Annotated in this window: 19 protein-coding genes; 11 read left to right on the top strand and 8 right to left on the bottom strand. The window is 69.9% G+C overall.

Translation table 11 applies throughout. The features are described from left to right. Positions 1-15 precede the first annotated feature (15 nt). Positions 16-378: a peptidase inhibitor family I36 protein gene (locus tag E1267_RS06705; protein ID WP_132330867.1), complete on the bottom strand. Its 363-nt coding sequence runs from the start codon at positions 376-378 to the stop codon at positions 16-18. A gap of 149 nt (positions 379-527) precedes the next feature. Next, on the bottom strand, positions 528-1,127 hold the full coding sequence (locus tag E1267_RS06710; RefSeq protein WP_161714645.1) for a TetR/AcrR family transcriptional regulator: 600 nt from the start codon (positions 1,125-1,127) through the stop codon (positions 528-530). Between the two features lie 86 nt (positions 1,128-1,213). Here E1267_RS06710 and E1267_RS06715 point away from each other — a divergent pair, with 86 nt between their 5' ends. The 3 genes from E1267_RS06715 (at position 1,214) to pip (ending at position 3,048) form a co-directional block, all read left to right on the top strand. Then, entirely contained in the window at positions 1,214-1,486 is a 273-nt protein-coding gene (locus E1267_RS06715; protein WP_132330871.1) for a hypothetical protein, read from the top strand. A gap of 35 nt (positions 1,487-1,521) precedes the next feature. Beyond that, the gene (locus tag E1267_RS06720) at positions 1,522-1,914 is read left to right on the top strand and encodes a RidA family protein (protein ID WP_132330873.1); all 393 of its coding nucleotides are present in this window, start codon (positions 1,522-1,524) and stop codon (positions 1,912-1,914) included. Between the two features lie 174 nt (positions 1,915-2,088). Continuing rightward, the gene (pip, locus tag E1267_RS06725; RefSeq protein ID WP_220449367.1) at positions 2,089-3,048 is read left to right on the top strand and encodes a prolyl aminopeptidase; all 960 of its coding nucleotides are present in this window, start codon (positions 2,089-2,091) and stop codon (positions 3,046-3,048) included. Here the strand turns inward: pip and E1267_RS06730 are convergent. After that, positions 3,002-3,469, bottom strand: coding sequence for a VOC family protein (locus E1267_RS06730; protein ID WP_132330875.1), 468 nt, complete (start codon positions 3,467-3,469; stop codon positions 3,002-3,004). The two genes, pip and E1267_RS06730, sit on opposite strands and share 47 nt — an antisense overlap. Between E1267_RS06730 and E1267_RS48190 the strand changes: the two genes are divergently transcribed. Next, entirely contained in the window at positions 3,458-3,763 is a 306-nt protein-coding gene (locus E1267_RS48190) for a WCX domain-containing protein (protein WP_484213937.1), read from the top strand. The genes E1267_RS06730 and E1267_RS48190 overlap by 12 nt on opposite strands. Positions 3,764-3,891: 128 nt before the next feature. Here E1267_RS48190 and E1267_RS06740 read toward each other — a convergent pair whose 3' ends face one another. Beyond that, the gene (locus E1267_RS06740) at positions 3,892-4,671 is read right to left on the bottom strand and encodes an alpha/beta fold hydrolase (protein ID WP_132330877.1); all 780 of its coding nucleotides are present in this window, start codon (positions 4,669-4,671) and stop codon (positions 3,892-3,894) included. 138 nt (positions 4,672-4,809) lie between these two features. Between E1267_RS06740 and E1267_RS06745 the strand changes: the two genes are divergently transcribed. Then, a complete protein-coding gene (locus E1267_RS06745) occupies positions 4,810-5,229 on the top strand; it encodes a YciI family protein (RefSeq protein WP_132330879.1) in 420 nt (139 codons plus the stop codon). Further along, complete coding sequence (locus tag E1267_RS06750) at positions 5,230-6,474, top strand: RNA polymerase sigma factor (protein WP_132330881.1); 1,245 nt, start codon at positions 5,230-5,232, stop codon at positions 6,472-6,474. Positions 6,475-6,729: 255 nt separating this feature from the next. Here the strand turns inward: E1267_RS06750 and E1267_RS06755 are convergent, their stop codons facing one another. The 3 genes from E1267_RS06755 to E1267_RS06765 all read right to left on the bottom strand — a co-directional run bounded on the left by E1267_RS06755 (position 6,730) and on the right by E1267_RS06765 (position 10,702). Further along, positions 6,730-7,662 (bottom strand): DUF5996 family protein, encoded by a 933-nt coding sequence (locus E1267_RS06755; protein ID WP_132330883.1) that lies wholly within the window; start codon positions 7,660-7,662, stop codon positions 6,730-6,732. A gap of 86 nt (positions 7,663-7,748) precedes the next feature. Beyond that, positions 7,749-8,951, bottom strand: coding sequence for a hypothetical protein (locus E1267_RS06760; RefSeq protein ID WP_165959489.1), 1,203 nt, complete (start codon positions 8,949-8,951; stop codon positions 7,749-7,751). Positions 8,952-9,064: 113 nt separating this feature from the next. Next, positions 9,065-10,702 carry a dolichyl-phosphate-mannose--protein mannosyltransferase gene (locus E1267_RS06765; protein WP_132330885.1) on the bottom strand — a complete coding sequence of 546 codons (1,638 nt, stop codon included), beginning with the start codon at positions 10,700-10,702 and terminating at the stop codon, positions 9,065-9,067. A 77-nt stretch (positions 10,703-10,779) separates the two neighbouring features. Here E1267_RS06765 and rsmI point away from each other — a divergent pair, with 77 nt between their 5' ends. Both rsmI and E1267_RS06775 read left to right on the top strand, forming a co-directional pair. Continuing rightward, entirely contained in the window at positions 10,780-11,628 is an 849-nt protein-coding gene (rsmI, locus tag E1267_RS06770) for a 16S rRNA (cytidine(1402)-2'-O)-methyltransferase (protein WP_246063553.1), read from the top strand. A gap of 52 nt (positions 11,629-11,680) precedes the next feature. Beyond that, a complete protein-coding gene (locus E1267_RS06775; RefSeq protein WP_132330889.1) occupies positions 11,681-13,225 on the top strand; it encodes a dolichyl-phosphate-mannose--protein mannosyltransferase in 1,545 nt (514 codons plus the stop codon). Here E1267_RS06775 and E1267_RS06780 read toward each other — a convergent pair. Beyond that, positions 13,119-14,708 carry a hypothetical protein gene (locus E1267_RS06780; protein WP_246063555.1) on the bottom strand — a complete coding sequence of 530 codons (1,590 nt, stop codon included), beginning with the start codon at positions 14,706-14,708 and terminating at the stop codon, positions 13,119-13,121. The genes E1267_RS06775 and E1267_RS06780 overlap by 107 nt on opposite strands. Before the next feature lie 99 nt (positions 14,709-14,807). Here E1267_RS06780 and E1267_RS06785 point away from each other — a divergent pair, with 99 nt between their 5' ends. The 3 genes from E1267_RS06785 (at position 14,808) to E1267_RS06795 (ending at position 19,166) form a co-directional block, all read left to right on the top strand. After that, the gene (locus E1267_RS06785; RefSeq protein ID WP_181957752.1) at positions 14,808-16,028 is read left to right on the top strand and encodes a glycosyltransferase family 2 protein; all 1,221 of its coding nucleotides are present in this window, start codon (positions 14,808-14,810) and stop codon (positions 16,026-16,028) included. Positions 16,029-16,421: 393 nt separating this feature from the next. Next, positions 16,422-18,203 (top strand): methionine--tRNA ligase, encoded by a 1,782-nt coding sequence (gene metG, locus E1267_RS06790; RefSeq protein ID WP_132330891.1) that lies wholly within the window; start codon positions 16,422-16,424, stop codon positions 18,201-18,203. Between the two features lie 108 nt (positions 18,204-18,311). Beyond that, the gene (locus E1267_RS06795) at positions 18,312-19,166 is read left to right on the top strand and encodes a TatD family hydrolase (RefSeq protein ID WP_132330893.1); all 855 of its coding nucleotides are present in this window, start codon (positions 18,312-18,314) and stop codon (positions 19,164-19,166) included. Positions 19,167-19,231 lie beyond the last annotated feature (65 nt).

Raw genomic sequence — 19,231 nt, forward strand, 5'->3', positions numbered from 1 at the left:
CGGCGGGCGGCCGGGTCAGCAGCGGGGCGCCACCGCGTCGATGCGGCCGCCGAAGTCGTTGTCGTAGACCCTGCGGTAGTCGCCGTTCCTGACGACGCGCGTCTCCTTCCTGGTGGGCACCTGGATCCAGTTGATGAAGCAGCCGGAGGCGTGGGCCTGGAACGACCCGACGTTGTCGTGCAGGGCCGGCGGCACGTCGACGTAGCCGTTGCCCGGGTTCCAGCACCAGGACGCGCCCGTGTAGTTCCTGCCGCTCCACAGGCAGATGTCACCCGCCCGGGACGATCCGGGCGCCGCCGCGGCCGGGCCGGCGCCCGCGACCAGGACGAGGCCGATGGCGGTGGTGAGAGTGGCGATCCGCGTGCGGGTGGTCTTCATGCGGTTCTCCTCGTGTCGGTGCTGCCGCGGGCTGCTGCCCGGCGGCTCGGTCACATTCTGTAGCAGCATCGACACGGCACGCGTCCGCCTGAGGGATACAAGATCTGTGACCTGGGGCGGGGGAGAACTGACGTACTCGTGACAGCGGCTCAGGGAGGCGTGAGGTCCCCGGTGAGGTGGTGCTGCACGACAGGGGCCACGTACGTGACCGCCGCCTCCCTGTCCAGGGCGGCCAGCGGGGCGACGCCGAGCACGTAACGCGCGCTCGCGACCCCGAACAGGTAGGCGCCGGTCAGGGCGGCCCGCAGCTCGGCCTGGTCGGCGCCGATGGCGCGTGCCAGCGGCAACATCACCTCGTCCGTCATGAACGCCGTCACCATCGCCGAGGCGCTGGGAGCCGCGGTGGCGGCCCTGACCACGGCGAGCATTCGGGGGCCTGTGTGCGGGTCCTCCCACAACTCCAGGTAGCGGGCGGCGAGCCGGGGGCCGAGGTCGGACGGGTCGCCCTCGCCGGCGAGCGTGACGAGCGCGCGGACGGGCGGGTCGTCGCGGAGCGCGGCGTCGAAGAGGCCGTCCTTGCTGCCGAAGAACTGAAGGACGAGCGCCGGATCGACGCCCGCGGCGCGGGCGACGCCCCTGATCGTGGTGAGGACGTAGCCGTGTTCGGCGAAGCTCCGTTGCGCGGCGGCCAGGATGTCGACCCGTGTCCGCGTCGCGCCCGGCCGGCGTCCTCCTGGCCTGGTGGTCACTCCTTCAAGCATAGTCATCGATGTTGAATTTCTCGGACACTCCGGCTAGGTTGAACTCAACGCTGTAGATATCTTGGAGCTCGATCATGGAGTACCTGCTCGTCCGTCAGAGGTTCACCGACTACGACCGGTGGCGCGCGGCGTTCGACAGCTTGGCCGAGGTCCGGTGGGCGGCCGGCATGCGCACGGCGCTCGTCAGCGTCAACGCCGAGCAGCCCGACGAGGCGGTCGTGCTGTTCGAGTGCGAGAACGCGCAGGCCATGCGGCAGCACTACGCCTCCGACGCGCTCAAGGAGGCGCACCGGCAGGCCGGGGTGGTGCCCGAGAGCAACCACATCACGGTGCTGATCACCCGTTGACCCCGGCCCCCGCCGCCTCGCGTACGGTTCCGTCCATGACGGAGCGACGCACGATCCTCAGCGGTTCCACCTTCGAGGAGCGGATCGGGTACGCCCGCGCCGTCGTGGACGGTGACCGGGTGCACGTGTCGGGGACGACCGGCTACGACTACGCGACGATGACCATCTCCGACGACGTGGTGGAGCAGGCCGCGCAGTGCCTGCGCAACATCGGGGACGCCCTGGCCGAGGCCGGCTGCACCTTCCGCGACGTTGTACGCGTGCGCTACCTCCTGCCCGACCGCGCGGACTTCGAGCCCTGCTGGCCTGTCCTGCGCGAGTGTTTCGGCGAGGTGCGCCCGGCCGCCACCATGCTCGTGTGCGGCCTCGCCGACCCGCGCATGAAGATCGAGATCGAGGTGGACGCCCGGCGCGGCGGCGCCGCATGAGCGTCTCGCCGCGGTGGGGGGAGCCGCACCGCGACGGCTGGGCGAGGCGGTGCGCAGGCGCACACCTCCGCCGGCTCGACGTCCTGCTCGCCGAGCATTGGTGACGACCGGTCCTCGGATATCTAAGTGCTGTTACATTTATCCAAGCACTGTTACGTCTTGAGAGGAACCGCCTTGAATCCCTCCATGGAGCCGTACGACCACGGCATGCTCGACGTCGGTGACGGCAACCTTGTCTACTGGGAGGTCTGCGGCAACCCGGAGGGCAAACCCGCTCTTGTCGTGCACGGCGGGCCGGGCTCGGGCTGCTCGACCGGAGTGCGGCGCACCTTCGACCCCGAGCGTTACCGGATCGTCCTGTTCGACCAGCGCAACTGCGGGCGCAGCCGCCCCCACGCCGCCGACCCGGCCACCGACCTGAGTGCCAACACCACCCACCACCTGGTCGCCGACATGGACCTGCTGCGCGAGCACCTCGGGATCGACAGGTGGCTGCTGTACGGAGGGTCGTGGGGTTCGACGCTGATCCTCGCCTACGCCGAGACCCACCCCGAGCGGGTGTCGGAGATCGTCATCCCGAGCGTCACGACCACCCGCCGCTACGAGATCGACTGGCTCTACCGGGGAGTCGGGCGGTTCTTCCCCGAGGCGCGGGAGCGGTTCCTGCAGGGGGTGCCCGAGGCCGATCGTGGCGGTGACACGTTCGCGGTGCTGGCGGCGTACGCGCGGCTGCTGTCCGACCCCGACGAGAGCGTACGGGCGAAGGCCGCCACCGACTGGGTCACCTGGGAGGACGCCGTGATCTCCATGGAGGTCAACGGCAAGCCGAACGCCTACAGCGACCGGCCCGCCGACGCGGTGATGGCCCTGACGCGCATCTGCTCCCACTACTTCTCCAACGGCGCGTGGCTGGAGGAGGGCGCGCTCCTGCGCGACGCCCACAAGCTGGCCGGCATCCCCGGCGTGCTGATCCACGGCCGCCTCGACCTGGGCGGCCCGCTGGAGACGGCCTACGAGCTCACGCGCGCCTGGCCCGACGCCGAGCTGGTCGTGGTGGAGGACTCCGGGCACACCGGCAGCCCCACGTTCAGGGACACGATCTTCGCGGCTCTCGACCGGTTCGCCGGAAAGTGAAAGCGAACCCGCGGCTCGGGGTCATCTGGGGGATCAGGACGGTGCCCCTGGTGACCATCGCCTCCCCGCCGGTCGGGTGAGCCGCGGGTTCGTACGCCCCCCCCGCGTAGAGGTTGCCGAACGGGTCACGCACACGCCCCACCCGGTCGCCGAAGAACAGATGGGTGACCTCGGTGACCGACGTCCCACCCGCCTCGACGGCCCGGCGGTGCACGGCGTCGGCGTCGGGAACGTACAGGCGCAGGAAGGCGGGCGTGTCCGGCCAGTCGGGCCGGGCGTCGAACATCATCACCACCGCGTCGCCGATGCGTACCTCCGCGTGCCCGATGCGCCCCTCGGCATCGGTCACGCGGCCGAGCTCGACGGCGTCGAAGGCGGCCTTCAGCCAGTCGATGAGCCCGGCCGTGTCGTGGCCGATCATCCACGGCGTGACGCTGGTGTAGCCCTCGGGGTCGTCAGGGCGCTCGGCGAGGTCGTCGGCGAGGTCGTCGGCGAGGACGTCGGCGAGGACGAGCGGACCTGCCGGCTGCGCATGCACGCCGACACCCTGGACTGGCTCGCCTTCCGACTGCTCGCGCTGGGCTGCGAGTTCGAGGTACACGAACCGGCCGAACTGACCGCACACCTGCGAGCCCTGTCCGCCCGCCTCACCCGGGCCGCCGGCCATGCCCTGCCTGCCCGGCAGAGCCGGGACGCCCCGACCGGCGAGTCTTGATCCCATCGAGGACTGGACTGCCACGTGGGTGGCCCAGCTCGCCACCCCCGACACCCATCACACGCTGGTCCTCGCCGGTGACCGGGCCCGCCGAGCACCCGCTCACCGACCACGCACCATGGCCGCACTCAGGCCGAGCCGGCCAGGAACTCCAGCACCAGCGGGCTCGCCACCTTACGGAACTCCTCGAAGTACGCGTGCCGCGCCCCCTTCACCATCCGCAACCGCGCGTTCGGGATGCGTCCGGCCAGCAGCGGCGCGTTGGCCGCCGGGTTGAGCACGTCGTCGGTGCCGTGCACGACCAGGGTGGGGGCGGTGATGGCGGGCAGCGCGTCCCAGCTGTCGTGCCCGGCGCTCGCGGCCAGGTGGCGGCGCCGCGCGTACGCCGGCATGTCCGGGTCGCCGACGGTGCGGTGCGGGCCGGGATGCGTGGCCAGCCAGGCGGGTGTGTACATGAGCTCCAGCAGCGCCCGCCCGGCCGCCGCCCGGTCCGGCTGGGCCAGTGACCTGCGGACGTCGTTGCCCCGTTCGAACCCGTGGGCGCCGCCCGGCGAACTGCATCCCAGCACCAGCGCCCCGACCCGCTCGGGATGGCCGGCCGCCAGCCACTGGGCCACCCGCCCGCCCATCGACGTGCCGTAGACGTGCGCCCGCCGTACGCCCAGCTCGTCCAGCACGGCCAGCACGTCGAGGGCGAACCCGCGGGTCGTGTACGGCTCGTCGGGTTTGTCGCTGTGGCCGGTGCCCCGGTAGTCGAAGGTGACCGTGGTGTACGCGGCCGCGAAGTCGGCTCGTACCGGGTCCCACCAGCGGTGGTCGTTGGCCTGGCCCTGCAGCAGCACGAGAGGCGGTCCGGCGCCGCGGACCTGGTAGGACAGCTTGACGCCGCCGATGGTTGCGTATGGCACGCCTTCGATGGTGCCTCAGAGGGGCATGAGCGTGGACGGCGGCGGCGCGCTCGTGTGAATCTTCTCCGGAAGGTGTCCGGTGCGCGGCCTCGGCTCCGACGTCCCCGGCGAGAGGCAACGGAGAAAGGACCCACCACGATGAAGTACATGATCTTGTCGTACGGCTCGCAGCGTGACTACGACGTGCTGTCGGGCAAGGACTCCGGCGACGAGGCCGCCTGGACCTCGGAGGCCGTGGAGGCGATGGTCACGTTCATGACCGAGTTCAACAAGGAGCTGGAGGAGTCGGGGGAGCTCGTCGAGACCCGGGGGCTGGCGGCGCCCGTGCACACCAGGAGGCTGCACTCGAAGGACGGCCGTCCGGTCGTCACCGACGGACCGTACGCGGAGACCCAGGAGGTGCTCGCGGGCTACTGGATCGTCGAGTGCGAGAGTTTCGACCGGGCCGCCGAGATCGCCGCCCGGCTGGGGCAGTGCCCCTACCCCGGCGGCGCCTACGACGACGCCTACGCCGATGTCAGGCCCGTCATCGACTCCGCGGCCGACATGGGTTTCTGAGTGACGGGCGATCCTGCGACCGAGGACCTGCTGCGCGAGCTGGCGCCGCAGGTCCTCGGCGCGCTCGTCCGTCGGTACGGGCACTTCGCCGCCGCCGAGGACGCCGTGCAGGAGGCGCTGCTCGCCGCCGCCCTGCGGTGGCCGGGCGAGGGCGTGCCGGACAACCCGCGGGCCTGGCTGATCACCGTGGCGTCGCGGCGGCTGACCGACCTGCTCCGCAGCGAGCAGGCACGCCGGCGCCGGGAGGAGACATGGACGCTGCCGGAGGAGCGGCTGTCGCCCGCCGCCGACCAGGTCGCCCCGGCGGCGGACGACACGCTGGTCCTGCTGTTCATGTGCTGCCACCCGTCGCTCGCGCCGGCCTCGCAGATCGCGCTGACGCTCCGCGCGGTGGGCGGCCTCACCACGCGTGAGATCGCCCGCGCCTTCATGGTGTCGGAGGGCACCATGACGCGCCGCATCACGAGGGCGAAGGAACAGATCAAGCGGAGCGGGTTGCCGTTCCGGCTGCCCGGGGAGGACGAGCGGTCCGTACGCCTCGGCGCGGTGCTGCACGTGCTCTACCTGATCTTCAACGAGGGTTACTCCAGCTCCTCGGGGCCCCACCTGCAGCGCGCGGAGCTGGCGGCGGAGGCGATCAGGCTCGCCCGCGTGGTCCACCACCTGCTGACCGACGACCCCGAGGTGGCCGGGCTGCTCGCGCTCATGCTGCTCACCGATGCGCGGCGACCGGCGCGTACGAGCCCCGACGGCGCTCTCATACCGATGGCCGAGCAGGACCGCGGCCTGTGGGACGCGGCCGCCATCGAGGAGGGCATCGCCCTCGTCACCGCCGCGCTCTCCCGCCGCACGCCCGGCCCTTACCAGCTCCAAGCGGCGATCGCGGCCCTTCACGACGAGGCGCCCACCGCGGAGGAGACTGACTGGCCGCAGATCGTGGCACTGTACGAGCGCCTGCTGGAGCTGTCCGGCAACCCCATGGTGGCGCTCAACCACGCCGTCGCCGTGGCCATGGCCCGCGGCCCTCAGGCGGGCCTCGACCTGCTCGAACGCCTCCGGCACGACGACCTTCTCGCCGGGGACCACCGGCTGTACGCGGTCCGGGCGCACCTGCTGGAGATGTCCGGCGACGACGTGGCGGCCATCGAGGCGTACGACGAGGCCGCCGGTCGCGCGATGAGCCGCCCTCAGGAGCGTTACCTGCGGGCCAGGGCCGCCCGGCTCAAGCCCGGCCCGCCCGCCTGACGGGCCCGGCCCGGTGGGTCGCTGCCCGTTCCCCAGCCGCTCGGAAAAAATCAGGGTGCCGGGGAATGTCCGGCTGCCTGGCGGGGTTATACATCGCGTGGCCGGTGTGATCAGTGTCCCCGGGCCTCACCTATTGCCTTCGCGGAATACCGTTCGGCTGGAGCCGCGTTGTGCCTTTCGCCGAGAGGCGACCTGCACACCGGTACGCACTCGTGGAACGCCCGCTCTCCTCGGAGGGTGGGCGTTTCGCGCTTCTCAGGCCTTGCCGTAGTAGGGGTCGGTGACGCCGTCCGGCGAGGCCAGGGCGTCGGTGTCGAGCCGGGTCAGCTTGGCGCCCGCCAGGTAGGCGCTGTCGAGGAACTCCAGCACCGCCGCCACCGGCTCTTCCATGCCCCGCACGTCGTCGTAGCGGAGCACGGCCAGGTGGCTGCCCCTGGCGGGCAGCCACTCGGCCTGCGCGGGCCGCAGCGGCTCGCGTTCCAGCCCTTCGGGCTCGGGCGCGGTGTAGGAGTAGAACGCCGGCCATGGCCGTTCTTTGTCGCCGAACCAGAAGCCCGAGCTGATGACCTCCCAGCTGTAGGCCTCGCGGGTCACCGGGTCGGCGTCGGGCGAGACCCGGACCACGCGCCCCGTGAACCGGGTGACGGCGATGTCGAACGTGTGCCAGAAGTGGTGCACCGGGCTCGTCTTGCCGGCGAAGCCGGCGGCGAAACGGTCGAGGAGCTGCACCACCTGCGACAGGACCCGCCAGTAACGGTTGATCAGCACCGGGTCGTAGCGGGCGTGCAGGGTGTCCTCGGGGAACGGCGTGTCGTCGCCCATGTCGAACGGCACAGCCCAGATCTCGGGCCGGATGCCCAGCCCGGCCAGGGTCTCGAACAGCCGGTCGTGGAACGACGCCACCGACCGCCCGATCAGGCTGAACTCGGCGGTGCGCCCGTCGAGCACGTCGATCACCAGGCGGTGGCGTACGAGGTCGAAGTCGACGCAGAACAGCGGCTGCTCGCCCAGGCCGCCCATCGGCCGCGTGGTGAGCCCTCTCCCGGTCGGGTGGAAGGGCACCTGCCACCAGTGGTTGCGCCGGTTGCTCGAAGCCAGCCGGATCTTGCCCACGATCTGCGCGAACCGGTGAAAGGTCTCCTTGGCCTCCGTCCACTCGGCGAGCGGCATGGCAGGGAACAGCTCCATGACGGCCCCCCTTCTCTGTTTCCCCGCTATCGTAGCTACCGTACGTGTTCGAATGGCTCTCCGGGGTCGTGGTCGGAGGCCGGAGCTCACCCTGAGCTGACGTATTTCCTCGGCCGCAGCGCGTGCGCGCGCAGCGCCGCCAGCGCGGCCAGCTGGCCAGGGCGGCGCATCCGCACCGCCAGCTCGTCGCTGTACGCCAGCTCCAGCGCCGTGAGCTGGGCGACCAGATCGGTCACGGGCGCGGAGACGTCCTCCAGGCTCGTCGCGGGATGCCAGCCCTCACCGCCGACCACCTCCGCCACCCGTTCGCGCAGCTCGGCGGGCGACATCAGGGTGCCGTCGGCGAGCAGCATGAGCGCTGCCTCGCGGGCCGACACCTCGAACTCGTGCTCGCCCCTGGCCAGCAGCAGCTTGGTGACCGCCTTCCACATCGTCTTCGGGGACTTGAGCAGCCGCTTGCCGTAATCGGTGATGATCAGCTTGGCGCCGTCGCGGCTGATCGCCCCCAGCTCGCGCTCGGCGAGCTCACGCAGCCTGAGCGCCTCCGGCGACGGAGCGAGCCGCAGTGGCAGGCTGCCTTCCGAGGCGGCGGCCAGGGAGAGCAGCCGGTGCAGGGCGGGCAGGGGCTGCGGGGTCACGGGCGCGTGCAGGCGCACCTCGAACGGCTGGGCCAGCTCCCGCCTGGCCGGGCCGCGGCCCAGCACCCAGCGGTTGAGCCGCTCGCCGTGCACCCGGTTGAGCCAGCTGTCGCCGCCCAGCTCGGCCCGTGGCTCGGTGAGCCAGCGGCGGGTCAGCGCGGTGCGGTCGACGTTGGCGCGGGCGACGATGGCCAGCTCGAGCGCGGCGGAGCAAGCCAGGTGGGCGCCCAGCTCCTCAGGGCCCATGATCATGCTCCACTGGAGTTCCGGCACGTCGGGCGGGAGCACGCCCGTGGCCTCGAGCGCCTGCTGGTAGGCGCTGGCGCCGGAGTCCTCGCCCTCGCGCTCGTACGTGCGCAAAATCTTGATCGTCGTGGGGGACGTGCACAGGTCGGCGTACCGCTCCAGCCCTCCGAGCCGCAGCAGTTGCCCGAGCGAACGGGCCAGGCGCTCGTGGTCGCCTCCTGGTTTGAGCGGCCCCACCTTGATCGGCAGGGTGTACCAGAGAAACTCGCAGACGTCGAGCTGGGTTACCGTCTCCAGCGGCTCCCCACCCGTCAACCATTCGACGGCGGTCCTGGCCTCTTCGGCAAGGTCCGGCTGAGAGCGCTCCAACTCGGCGAGAAGGGCGGTGACATCCGGTGCACTCATGCCTCGAAGTTTGCCGTATCGACCCCGGACCTGACGATGTCCGAATGCGGTGCGTATCGGGTCTTCCACTGCGACTGCCCTAAGAGACCACTATGGAGCCGACAAAAATGTGATCATATCCACCGTTTCTCGAACAGCATGCGGGCCTTCCACTCGGTGTACGGGATCAGCTCACCTGACAGGACGGGGTGCAGCCACCAGAAGTTGATCAGCGCGAGCAGGGCGAAGGCCCCGACGGCGGCTGCCGCGAGAGGACGGCGATAGTGGACGATTCCCGGCAGCCTCCTGCCCGCGCGCCCGATCAGCAGCCCCGCGCACAGCGTGATGGCCAGCACCATGAACGGCACCATCGGGATGGCGTAGAAGAGGAACATGGTGCGGTTGCCGGCGATGGCGAAGTAGAACCACGGCAGCCAGCCCATGCCGTAGGCCAGCAGCACGGCGCCGGCCCGCCAGTCGCGGGAGGAGACATACCACGCGATGAGGGCCACCAGCGCCGCCACCGCGCCGAACCAGATCACCGGCGTGCCCACGCCCAGCACCGCCTCCGAGCAGTCCTTGACGCCGCAGGCGTTCTTCTTGGCCTCGTAGTAGAAGGCCACCGGGCGCAGCAGCAGCGGCCACTGCCAGGGCTCGGACATGTAGGGGTGTGAGGTCTCCAGCCCGCTGTGGAAGGTGAAGACCTGCCACTGGTAGTGGACCCACGACCGCATCGAGTCGAAGACGAAGTAGATCGGCCCGGCCGAGGTGGCCTGGTCCCAGTTGCGGCCGTAGCCGGTGGCGTTGACGAACCAGCCCGCCCAGGTGGCCATGTACGCCACGAACGGCACCGCCACGAACGCCAGCGCCCCCTGCGGCGCGTCCTTGTTGACCGCCCCCATGTACGGGCTGCGCAGCCCCACGGCCCTGCGCGCCCCGAAGTCCCACATCAGCGACATGATCGCGAACGCCACCGCGAACGCCAGCCCCGACCACTTGACCGACATCGCGAAGGCCAGGCACACGCCGGCGGCGATGCGCCACCACCTGATGCCCAGCGACGGCCCCTGCGGCGACAGGGGCGAGCTTTCGTACCACGCGACCAGCCGCTCGCGGGCCTGGTCCCGGTCGGTCACCAGGCACGCGAACGCCGCCAGCACCCAGAACATCAGGAAGATGTCGAGCAGCGCCGTGCGCGAGAGCACGAAGTGCAGGCCGTCGAGGGCCAGCAGCAGTCCCGCGAAGCAGCCGAGCAGCGTCGAGCGGGTCATCCGCCGCGCCACCCTGGCGAGGATGAGGATCGACAGGGTGCCGATCAGGGCGGCGGCGAACCGCCAGCCGAACGGGTTGAGCCCGAACAGCCACTCGCCCGCGCCGATCATCCACTTGCCCAGCGGCGGGTGCACCACGTAGGAGGCGCACTTGTCGAGGCTCTCGGCCGTGCACGACTGCCAGATGCCGCCGGTGTCGCCGGCGATGATCGCCTTGTCGGCGTCCTTGACCGCGACCCGCTCGACCCCCCAGGTGATGAGCGAGTAGCCGTCCTTCATGTAGTACGTCTCGTCGAACACCACGGCCTTGGGATGGCCGAGATCAAGGAAGCGGAGCACGCCGCCGAAGACGGTGACCAGCAACGGGCCGAGCCAGCCCCACATCACGCTGCCGCGCAGGGGAGGAAGCACCCGATCGCGTACGGACCGGGCGGTCTCGTGCTGGCCGTCGCCGGCCTCCGAGTCGTCAAAGGCCTGGTACGAGGAGTCGGTCACCGCCATTCGGCCATCGTACGGGCCCTCAGCGGAAAGCCATGCAGAAACACCGTCTAATAGGGATAGCCTGCCACAATGGCCAGGTGACTGGTGACGGCAGGCTGGTGCTGGCAGGGGCTCCCATAGGCCGGGCGGGCGACGTCTCGCCGCGGTTGCGCGAGGCGCTCGAAGGCGCCGACGTGGTGGCCGCCGAGGACACCCGGCGGTTGCGCCGGCTCGCCACGGAGCTGGGCGTGGAGATCGCCGGGCGGGTGGTGTCCTACTACGACCAGAACGAAGCGGGCCGGGCCCAGGAACTCGTCGAGGTGCTGCGGGAAGGCCGCACGGTCGTCGTGATCACCGACGCCGGCATGCCGGGCGTGTCCGACCCGGGCTACCGCCTGACGAGGCTCGCGGTCGAGGCCGGCGTCACGGTCACCGCGCTGCCGGGCCCGAGCGCCGTCACCACGGCCCTGGCCGTGTCGGGGCTGCCGAGCGACCGGTTCTGCTTCGAGGGTTTCCCGCCGCGCAAGCCGGGCGAGCGTGCCCGCCGCCTGGCCGCGCTGGCGGGCGAGGAACGCACGATGGTCTTCTTCGAGGCGCCGCACCGGCTGGCGAGCTCCCTGGCGGCCATGGCGGAGGCGTTCGGGCCCGGCCGCGAGGCGGCGGTCTGCCGCGAGCTGACCAAGACGTACGAAGAGGTGCGCAGGGGCGGTCTCGGCGAGCTGGCCGCGTGGGCGGAGTCAGGAGTCAAGGGCGAGATCACGGTCGTGGTCGCCGGCCACGTCGCGCGGGCGGAGGAGCAGGACATGGACGCGCTCGTCGCGCAGGTCGACCGGATGGTGGCCGAGGGGACGCAGCGCAAGCTCGCCGTCGCCGAGGTGGCCAAGGGGGCGGGCGTCCCCAAGCGTGAGCTTTACGATCTGGTGCACAGGAGATCAGCGACACCATAAGGTGCGCTTCGTGAGGAATTGGGGGGCAGCACCGCGTCGACTGATCCCTCCCATGCAGGACGGCGTCCTGCTGGGGTGGCTGGGGCCGATCGTGGTGGCGATCTTCGGCGGCATCCTCAGGTTCGTCAGGCTCGGCGAGCCCAAGGCCGTCGTCTTCGACGAGACGTACTACATCAAGGACGCCTACTCGCTGCTGACCTACGGCGTCGAGCGGACCATGCTCGGCGACGCCGACAACCCCGTCGCCGACCGCCGCCTCATCGCCGGCAACCTGGACATCTTCAAGCAGTGCGCGCAGCCGTCCGAGTGCGCGTCGTTCGTGGCCCACCCGCCGCTGGGCAAGTGGATGATCGGCGCGGGCGAGTGGCTGTTCGGGCTCAACCCGTTCGGCTGGCGGTTCGCCGCCGCCCTGATCGGCACCCTGTCGATCCTCATCCTCGCCAGGGTGGCGCGGCGGATGACCCGCTCGACGCTGCTCGGCTGCCTGGGCGGCCTGCTGCTGGCCCTCGACGGCCTGCACCTGGTGTTGTCGCGCACGGGACTGCTCGACATCTTCCTCATGTTCTGGGTGCTGGCCGGGTTCGCCTGCCTGGTGGCCGACCGCGACCAGGCCCGGGAACGGCTGGTCGCCTGGTACGAGAGCTCGCCCGCCGCCGGCGTGGTGCCGCGGCTCGGGCTCAGACCCTGGCGGATCGCCGCGGGCCTCTGCATGGGCGCGGCGTGCGCCGTCAAGTGGTCGGGCGTCTTCTTTCTGCTCGCGTTCCTCGTCATGAGCCTCATATGGGACATCGGGGCCAGGCGGGCGCTGGGCGAACGCCGGTCGATCCGGGCGGCGCTGGCGCACGACCTGCCCGGCGGGTTCGGGGCGATGGCGCTCGTGTCCGCGGCGACGTTCACGGCGTCGTGGGCCGGATGGTTCGTCAGCGCGGACGGCTGGGGACGCAACTGGGCGCAGGCCACCTCGTCGGGGCCCGCGTTCTTCGTGGTCGACTCGGTGCGGTCGTGGCTGCAGTACCAGCTGCAGGTGCTCGGCTTCCACAGCGGGCTGGACACCTACCACCAGTACATGTCCGAGCCCTGGCAGTGGCCCTTGCTACTGCGGCCCGTCACCTTCCACTACGACGGGGACCTGCCGCCGGCGGCGTGCGGGGCCGACAAGTGCTCGCAGGCCGTCATCGGGGCCGGCACCCCCGCCATCTGGTACGGGGCCGCGCTCGCGCTGATCGCCCTCGTCGTGTGGTACTTCAACACCCGCGACTGGCGGGCCGGGGCCGTGCTGACGGGCTACGCGGTCGGCTGGCTGCCGTGGTTCTACTACGCCATCGCCGACAACCGCACGATGTACCTCTTCTACATGATCCCCGTGGTGCCGTTCATGGTGCTGGCACTCGTGCTGGTCGCGGGGCTGATCCTGGGGAAGGCGGCGGCCCCGCCCGCCCGCAGGGCGTTCGGGACCGCGGTCGTGGGCGCGTTCGCGCTCATCGCCCTGGTCAACTTCTGGTGGCTTTACCCTGTGCTGACCGCCGAGACCATCGCACACGCAGAGTGGTGGGCCAGGATGCTGCTGCGCTCCTGGGTGACCGTCGCGCCGAAGTGACCCCCCTGCGCAGCGTGATCGCCGCCGCGATGCAGGCCAGCGGCACGGCCGGAAGCACATAGCGGTAGTCGAACTCCGCCGTCGCGGCCGGGGCCAGCAGCAGCCCGAACGCGCCGAGCCACGGCAGCACCACCGGGCCGCCGAACTTGCGCCACCGCACCACGACGCCGTACAGGCCGATCAGCAGGATCCCGCCGAGCACGATGCCACGCAGGTAGAACACCTTCTGGTAGCCGCTCATGATGTCGGCCCACGGGTGCACGATCCTCGTCTCGGGCGGGCCCTGCTCGTAGCTGAACGCGTCGGTGTCGGTGCGGCCGCCCTGGTACGACGACCACCTCGGCAGCCGCTTGGGCTGGCCGTTCGCGTCGATCTCGTAGTAGGGCTTGAACTGGTACATGTTGTACGTCGACTCGTCCGGGAAACGCGGCCGGGCCCAGTGGAACGAACGGAAGAAGTCGCGCACCACCACCTGCAGATAGTCACCCGGCTGCGAAAGGATGGCCCGCGTGGCGAACTTGCTGGCCGCCTCGTTGGTGATCTCGCTGAACTTCTTGTTGGTGCCCCAGCGGTGCAGCACCTCGCCGGTGCCCGTGCCGTCGCCGTTGCCCTGACCCCACAGATACCACTGGGCGTAGTCTTTGCGCTGGTTGACCGGGTCGTTGATGCACAACAGCAGCAGCTGCACCTCCTTGTACTTGTCGATGTCCATCTTGTTGCAGTCGGCGAAGATGGCCGTGCGCATGTAGAGGATGAGGCCGTCGCTGTTGGTCATGGCGAATTTGCCGTACGCGGAGGCGAACCAGCCCATGTAGGCCAGCACCGGGATCGCGCAGGCCGTGATGACGGCCGTGATGGGCCGCCAGCCCGTGCGCATGACCAGGAGATAGAGCACCACCAGTGCCAGGATGGGCAGCCCGATCGAGCGAGTCAGCCACGTCAGCGCCAGCAGCAGGCCGATGACGACCCCCGCCTTCCACGTCAGCCGCCGCTTCCACAACACCATCGTGATGACGCCGACCACGAGCAACATGAACGTCGTGTCGGACATCACCAGCTGCTCAAGCTGGATCTGGTAGGCGTCGAACAACACCGGCGCGGCCGCCAGCGTGGCCCCCCACTTCGGCAACCTGAACTTGATGCGCAGCAGCGCATAGATCATGCAGGCCGTGGCCAGGCCCATCAGGTGCTGCGTGAGAACCACCAGGGTGAAGCTGTGGAACGGCTTGAGCAACATCAGCCAGAAGGCGTAGCCGTCGGGCCGGATCGGGTGCGGCCTCGGGTGCAGGGCCACCGATACGTACTCGTACGAGTCGTTGAACCACATGGCCGGGCCGTAGCCGAGCATGGTGATGAGCCGCAGCACGGCACCCACGCCGAAGGCCGCGGCGAACACCCGATGCCGGCGCAACATGGACAGCGCACGGGCTGCCGGGCCAGGAGCGGAGTGGTCCACAGGGGTAATCTCCGCGACGCTCACCATGCTGTAAAGAATGCCAGTCGTTTTCGGGTCTTGACCCGACCACACTCGGGCACAGGGCATGATGGTTGACTGGAACAGCCTTAACTGAAGGGTAGACACGTGGAACTGACGGTGGTCATGCCCTGCCTCAACGAGGCGGAGACCGTGGAAGTCTGTGTGCGCAAAGCACTGGCGTGCATGGAGGAGCACGGCATCGAGGGCGAGGTCCTGATCGCCGACAACGGCAGCACGGACGGCTCACAGCAGCTGGCCCGTGATGCCGGCGCCCGCGTTGTCCACGTCGATGAAAAGGGCTACGGCAACGCCCTCATGGGCGGGATCCGGGCGGCGCGCGGCAAGTTCGTGATCATGGGCGACGCTGACGACTCCTACGACTTCACCTCACTGCTGCCGTTCGTCGAGCAGTTGCGCGACGGCGCCGACCTGGTGATGGGCAACCGCTTCAAGGGCGGCATAGCCCAGGGGGCCATGCCTCCGCTCCACCGCTATCTAGGAAACCCGGTGTTGTCGTTCATCGGCAGGCTGTTCTTCCCGTCGGCGATCGGCGACTTCCACTGCGGGCTGCGCGGCTTCAGGCGCGAGTCCATCCTGCGGCTGCAGCTGCAGACGGGCGGCATGGAGTTCGCCTCGGAGATGGTGGTCCGCTCCACGCTGGCTGGCTTCGACGTGCGCGAGGTGCCCACGACGCTCTCGCCCGACGGCCGCTCCCGCCCGCCGCACCTGCGCTCGTGGCGCGACGGCTGGCGTCACCTGCGTTTCCTGCTGCTCTACAGCCCCAAGTGGCTGTTCTTCTACCCCGGCGTGCTGATGATGATCATCGGCCTGGTCGCGAGCACCGCGCTGACGTTCGGCCCGGTCGAGATCGGCGAGCTGGCCTTCGACGTCGACACGCTGGTCGGCACGTCCGCGCTCATGGTGATCGGCTTCCAGGCCGCCCTGTTCGCGCTGTTCACCAAGGTCTACGCGGCCGAGGAGGGGTTCCTGCCGGAGTCGCCGCGCATCCGGAAGATCATCGACATCGTGACCCTGGAGAAGGGGCTCGTGGTGGGCGGCCTGCTGGCACTGGCCGGCCTGGTCGGGCTGGTGATGTCGCTGGTGCACTGGCAGGTGCGCAGCTTCGGCGAGCTCAACCCGCGCGAGTCGCTGCGGCTCGTCGTTCCGTCGGCGACGGCGCTCATCATGAGCTTCCAGACGATCTTCGCCTCGCTGTTCATCAGCATCCTGGGCATCCGCCGCACCCGCGAGAGCTCCATCGACGTGGCCGCCAAGGCAGCCGAGGAGGCCGCAGAGGCGATCTCCCTCGAAAAGTCCAAGCAATAACCCCCGCCCGACCGGCCTCTGTTCAGGGAGGCGCCCTCTGGCCGGTGTGGGGGTTCGGGTTTTCACGCGCTGTCGTGGTCGGCCATCCGCCGTCGCGGGCGGGCCTCTGTCCAGGGAAACGCCCTCTGACAGGTCAGTGGCGCGCCGCCGTTACGGAGCGCCCTGCCGGCCCGTGCCGTGGATGAGGCGTGGACCACGGAACACGGTCAAGGTGGGCTCGCGTTGCGGCGGGTAGCGGTGAAGGGTCAGAAGCCGTTTCCTGGAGGGCCCTCAGCCGAAGTGCGGCGGGTGGTGGACCGCCGGTGACCGTAACGAAATTCTCGAAGGCGTGCGGTGGCGGAACCACTGGCGACCGTAACAAATGATCTTCATAGACCCCGTAGGCTTAGGACCATGTCCCAGCACATCTTGACCGCCGTCGCGTGGCCGTACGCTAACGGCCCTCGCCACATCGGGCACGTCTCAGGTTTCGGCGTGCCGTCCGACATCTTCAGCCGCTACCAGCGGATGGCGGGCAACAAGGTGCTGATGGTCTCCGGCACCGACGAGCACGGCACGCCGATCCAGGTGCAGGCCGACAAGGAGGGCGTCAGCGCCAAGGAGCTGGCCGACCGCTACAACCGCGTCATCGCCGAAGACCTGACCGGGCTCGGGCTCGCCTACGACCTGTTCACCAGGACGACGACGAAGAACCACTACGCCGTCACGCAGGAGATCTTCAAGGGCCTCTACGACAACGGCTACATCTTCCCGAAGACCACGATGGGCGCGATCTCGCCGTCCACCGGCCGCACGCTGCCCGACCGCTACATCGAGGGCACCTGCCCGATCTGCGGTTACGACGGAGCGCGCGGTGACCAGTGCGACAACTGCGGCAACCAGCTCGACCCGATCCAGCTGATCAATCCGGTGAGCCGCATCAACGGCGAGACGCCGGTGTTCGCCGAGACCGAGCACTTCATGCTCGACCTGCCCGCCTTCGCCGAGGTGCTCGGCTCCTACCTGCAGTCCAAGCAGGGCGAGTGGCGGCCCAACGTGCTGAAGTTCGCGCTCAACCTGCTCGGCGACCTGCAGCCGCGGGCGATCAGCCGCGACCTCGACTGGGGCGTGCCGATCCCGCTCGACGGCTGGCGCGACCAGCCCAACAAGCGGCTCTACGTGTGGTTCGACGCCGTCATCGGCTACCTGTCGGCCTCGATCGAGTGGGCCAGGCGCTCCGGCGACCCCGACGCGTGGCGTCAGTGGTGGCAGCATCCCGACGCCCGCGGTTACTACTTCATGGGCAAGGACAACATCGTCTTCCACGCCGAGATCTGGCCGGCGATGTTGTTCGGCTACAGCGGCCGGGGCGACCGTGGCGGCACGCCGGGTTCGCTGGGTGCGCTCAACGCGCCGTCCGAGGTGGTCTCCAGCGAGTTCCTGACGATGGAGGGCCGCAAGTTCTCCTCCTCCCGCCAGGTCGTCATCTACGTGCGCGACTTCCTCGAGCGCTACGACGCCGACGCCCTGCGCTACTACATCGCGGTGGCCGGCCCGGAAAACCAGGACACCGACTTCACCTGGCAGGAGTTCGTCAACCGCAACAACGGCGAGCTGGTCGCGGCCTGGGGCAACCTCGTCAACCGGTCGATCTCGATGGCGGCGAAGAACTTCGGGGCCGTTCCCGAGGCCGGTGACCTCACGGACGCCGACCGGGGGCTGCTTGAGCGTTCGCGCAACGCGTTCGGCCCGGTGGGCGCGGAGCTCGGCAGGTCGCGGTTCAAGAACGCGATCACCGAGGCGCTCGACGTGGTCCGCGAGGCCAACAAATACCTGGCCGAGCAGGAGCCGTGGAAGCTCAAGGGCGACCCCGAGCGGCAGAAGTCCATCCTGCACGTGGCGCTCCAGGTGGTCGACGACGCCAAGACGATGCTCACGCCGTTCCTGCCCAGCTCGTCCAACAAGGTCCACGCCATGCTGGGCGGCGAGGGCGTGTGGTCGGGCATGCCGGAGATCCGTGAGGTCGACGAGGACGGCGGCGACCCCTACCCGGTGATCACCGGCGACTACGACGACGCGGCCCGGTGGGAGCACCGGCCGATCAAGCCGGGCACGCCGCTCGCGCCGCCGGTGCCGCTGTTCAAGAAGCTCGACCCGAAGGTCGTCGACGAGGAGCTCGCCCGGCTGGCGGAGTGACCGTCCGGCAGGCCGCACACGCGAAGGCGTCGTCCCTGTGGGCGGCGCCTTTCGTGTGTGCCGCCCTCGTGGGCGGCGCCGGGGCCGGGGAAGGCTACCTTGGATGCCGTGAGCAAGATTCCCGCCGCGCCTGAGCCGCTTTCCTCGCCCGTGTTCGACAGCCACTGCCATCTCGACATCATGGTGGGCAACCGGCAGGCGTCGTCAGGCGATCCGGTGGCCCTGGCCGCGCAGGCCTCCGCGGCCGACGTGCGGAGCATCCTCGCCGACGCCCGCGCGGTGGGCGTGACCCGGCTGGTCACGATCGGCTACGACCTGGCCTCCTCCCGGTGGAACGCGGAGGTGGCGGCGGAGCAGGAGGGCGTCTACGCCGGCGTGGCCGTCCACCCCAACGAGGCCCACGAGGCAACTCCCGAGGTGCTGGCCGAGATCGAGGCGCTGGCCCGGCGGCCGGAGGTGCGCGCGGTGGGGGAGACGGGTCTCGACTACTACCGCGACTGGGCGAGCAGGGACGACCAGCACGCGAGCTTCCGTGCCCACATCGAGATCGCCAAGCGCACCGGCAAGGCGCTGGTCATCCACGACCGCGAGGCGCACGACGACGTGCTGAGGGTGCTGGCCGAGGAGGGGGCGCCGGACAAGGTGGTGTTCCACAGCTTCTCCGGCGACGCCGAGATGGCGAAAAAGTGCGTTCAGGCCGGATATTTCATGTCGTTCTCCGGCCCGGTGACGTACAAGAACGCCGCCTACCTACGTGAGGCCGCCGAGGTCGCGCCCGAGCAGCTCATGCTGGTCGAGACCGACGCCCCCTACCTGCCTCCCGTCCCGCACCGGGGCAAGCCCAACGCCCCCTACCTCATTCCCCTGACCCTGCGTTGCCTGGCGAAGGTCAAGGCCGCCCATCCTGACCGGTTGTGCGAGGCGATCAGCTCCAACGGAGTCACGGTCTTCGGCGAGTGGTGACCATCGTTTGGTGAACCGGCGGATGCCGGAGCACGACCACGGCTAGCGTTCGGGCGTTTCCCGCC

The organism is Nonomuraea longispora (genome assembly GCF_004348345.1).
Lineage (GTDB): Bacteria > Actinomycetota > Actinomycetes > Streptosporangiales > Streptosporangiaceae > Nonomuraea > Nonomuraea longispora.